At 56.3% G+C, this 3,524-nt stretch carries 2 protein-coding genes; both read right to left on the bottom strand.

Annotation, left to right across the window (positions count from 1 at the left end; genetic code table 11):
- On the bottom strand, positions 1-1,193 hold a 1,193-nt coding region (locus ACIQ0Q_RS08405; RefSeq protein ID WP_395772490.1), incomplete at its 3' end, for an OprO/OprP family phosphate-selective porin.
- A 142-nt stretch (positions 1,194-1,335) separates the two neighbouring features.
- Positions 1,336-3,324: an alkyl/aryl-sulfatase gene (locus ACIQ0Q_RS08400; RefSeq protein ID WP_395772489.1), complete on the bottom strand. Its 1,989-nt coding sequence runs from the start codon at positions 3,322-3,324 to the stop codon at positions 1,336-1,338.
- Positions 3,325-3,524 lie beyond the last annotated feature (200 nt).

Genomic DNA, 3,524 nt, shown 5'->3' with positions numbered 1-3,524 from the left:
GTGGCCCACCAGTTCAGACCCAGATAGGTTTTCTCAAAAGATCCACCCGCTACCGCGTTGTCATCGAGATCAAGATTGGAGTAGCGCGCGACCAGTTCGGGTGCACCCCATCGGCCGGTCGGAATCACGCGCCGGGCATAGCCGACATTGCGGTCGTATGGACGGGTTTCACCCGTAATCACCCAGCTTCCGGTGATGTAATAGCCCTTGAATTCGGGATCATTGCGCGTGGGCGAATCGACGGCGGCATGGTTGTATTCGGCCAGCACCGAGAGCGGGCCGCTGTTCCAGAGGGCTTCGAGACCGTATTGGAAAGCGCCATCGGCCGGCATGTTGCCAGTATCCACATAATAGTCGGTGACATTGGATTCCGGACGACCGCGGTAGCGTAAGGTGCCATCGGCACCCACTTCGCGCAAAGCCAGCCCCAGATGCAGGAACTGCTGCTTTTCGGGCACATCCCAGACCAACCCGGTCACGCGCGCGCTGTAATCCATGCCACGACTGCTGGTCGAATTGATATCCCAGGTGTCATTGAATGCGCCGTAGGACAGCGTCATGGTTTTCTTTTCACCAAACACATGCAGCATCTTCACGCCCATATTGCGCGACACAAAGAACGGACTGAGTACGCGTTCGGAATGTGGCAGATTGGCGGCATCGCCGACCATCTCGTAATTGAAGGTTTCCTTGGTCTTGCCGACGGTCAGCTTATTAGTGGGCCCGCCAATCGGAAAAGTGAACGCCAGATCGGTCAACTGCCAGCTCTGCACCGGGTCGGTGTCGAAGCCTTTGTATTCGCCACCGAACTGATAACTCACCTTGTAGTCCTTGCCGATCGAACCGAGGAAGGTCAGGCGTGCACTACGCACCTGCCATTGACTGACCTGGTCACCCACTTGGGTGATACTGTCTTCGTCTTGATCGATATAGGTGAAGTCTTGCAACAGCGCGAGACTCGGCTTGAAGCTGAAGTACTCATTAACCTGATGCATGCCACCATTCGGTTTGGTCTTCAGATCGGGAACCGCATAGTCGACCTCGGCCGGCGCGGCCGGCTTGTCCCCTTGCGCGGTGCCGACTGGCACGCCCAGGGACTCGGTGGATTGGGCTGATACCGCGGCCGATGCCAGCAGCAAAGCCAAGGCCAGGGCGGCATGTTTCGGGAATCGGGTTATCGCTAAATGGGTCATGGGCTTATCCAAGTTTCAGTCGATTACAACATTTGAGGCAAGTGTAGACCTTACCGGACAGTCCGGATTTTATCCCTGAGATTTGGTAAAAGTGAAGCCCCTCCGGGAGACCTGGAGGGGCCCCAGCCGGCGCAATATCGTCTCAGGGGGTGACGATATTGAACCAGAACTTAAAGCTGTCCATCGATGCCAGGAAATCACTTACGATGGCGGCATTGCCATCGATCTTGGCGCTGCCATCGGCTACGGCTTTATCCAGCGTAGTTTTGCCGAGCTGGATGTCATTCAACACGGCCTTGCTCAGGGTGATGGTGGCATCGGCGCCGGCCACGGCTTTGGGGGCGTGGTTCAGCACGGAATTTTCCACACGCAGACCATGGGTTTCACCGACATCGGTGAACACCGCATTGATGGCGTATTTCTTGCCTTCCACTTTTTCCGGATTCAAGCGGACCGCAAAGTAATCGAACAGCATGCTCGGGGTCATGGCACGGATGGTATCCGGAGTGGCGGAAGCCGCCGCCTGGACATTCGGAACGCCGTTACGCAATTCGAAGGCGCCCTGCAGATAGACCGAACGCCATGGGCCGGATTCAGCCTGATAGCCCAGTTGCTCCAAAGCGTCGGCCAGCAGATTCTTGGCTTCCTGGTTGGCCGGATTGGCGAATACGACATGCTTCATCATTTCAGCGACCCAACGGTAATCGTTTTCCTTGAAGGATTCACGGCCCTTACGGAGGGCTTCGGCTTCGCCGCCCATGGCCTTGACATAACGCGGCGCAACCATTTCCGGCGGCAGATTGTTCAGATCGGACGGATTGCCGGTGTACCAGCCCATGTAGCGCTGATAAACCGCGCGGGAGTTGTGGCGTAGCGTGCCGTAATAGCCACGGATACTCCAGTCGTTCTCCAGCGAAGCTGGCAGCTTGATGATCTCCGAGATTTCCTCACCGGTGTAACCCATGTTCATCAGGCGCACGGATTGGTCGTGGGTGTACTTGTAGATATCGCGCTGTTTGCCGAAGTACGAAATGATACCGTCGCGGCCCCATTGCGGCCAGTGATGGCTCTGGAATTTGACCTCAACCTCTTTACCGTACAGGTCGATGGTTTCATCGATATACGACGCCCACTTCAATGGATCACGGACCTGGGCGCCGCGTAGGGTCAGCACGTTGTGCATGGTGTTGGTGGTATTCTCGGCCATCCACAGCGCTTTGAACTGCGGGAACCAGGTGTTCATTTCGGCCGGAGCTTCGGTCCCTGGCGTCATCTGGAATACCATCTTGACACCGTCAACCTCAACGACCTGGCCGGTCTTTTCGACATCGAGTGTCGGCAAAATCAGGCTGGGACTACCACTAGAGGTGGTTATGCCCAGACCGCCGGTGACACCGCCGCGGGCGTTGCGCGGCAGAACCGCGCCGAACATGTATACGGCACGGCGGCCCATGGCGTTGCCGGCGATGACATTTTCGCTCACGGCATGCTCGGTGAAGCCCTCCGGTGCGATGATCTTCACTTTTCCGCTCTTGACATCGGCTTCGTCAACGATGCCGCGGACACCGCCGTAATGGTCAGCATGGCTGTGACTGTAGACCACGGCATGGATCGGCCGCTTGCCCAGATGTTCAGTGACTAGATCGAAGGCCGCTTTGGCGGTTTCCGGTGAAATCAGCGGGTCGAATACAATCCAGCCGGACTTGGTCTTAATGAAGGTGATATTCGATAAATCATAACCACGGACCTGATAGATGCCATCGGTGACCCTGAACAAGCCATTGAGCAAGCCCAGCTGGGCATTGCGCCACAGACTCGGATTGACGGTATCCGGCGCTGGCTTGTCGAGGCCGATGTAAGCCTTGTAGGCCTCAAGATCCCAGATGGCTTTACCTTTGGCATCACGGATGGTCAGGGTTTTCGGGGTAGCGATGAAGCCCTTCTGGGCGTTCTCGAAGTCCTGGCGGTCACTGAACGGCAAAGACTTCAGGACCTGCGCGTTCGCAGCCTGGGTCGCACTGGTAGCGCCTTTGGTTGGGGCCAATCCAGCCTGACCGAAGGCCAAGGAGGCCGCCAGCATGCCCATCATGAGGGCAACCAGGAAGTTACGGCAGAATTTAGGTGCGTTCATGAGGCCTTGAAAAGGACAATGGTAATATCAACCATTCATCATAGCCTCGGCATTTTAGGCTATCTTTACAGTAATGGACAGGTTTTTGACTTCTGGGACAGGGGTGCCAGTATCTTGACCGATATGGAATTGAATTAAAGTGGCTAAAAACATAAAGAATGCTATCCGGGCCACGCCGATGACCTCGGTAATCTGGGTCC

It is taken from the genome of Arenimonas sp. (genome assembly GCF_044348765.1).
In the GTDB taxonomy this organism is placed as follows: Bacteria; Pseudomonadota; Gammaproteobacteria; order Xanthomonadales; family Xanthomonadaceae; genus Arenimonas.
Note: the sequence above shows the minus strand (reverse complement) of the source record. Positions and strands in the feature narration are given on the sequence as shown.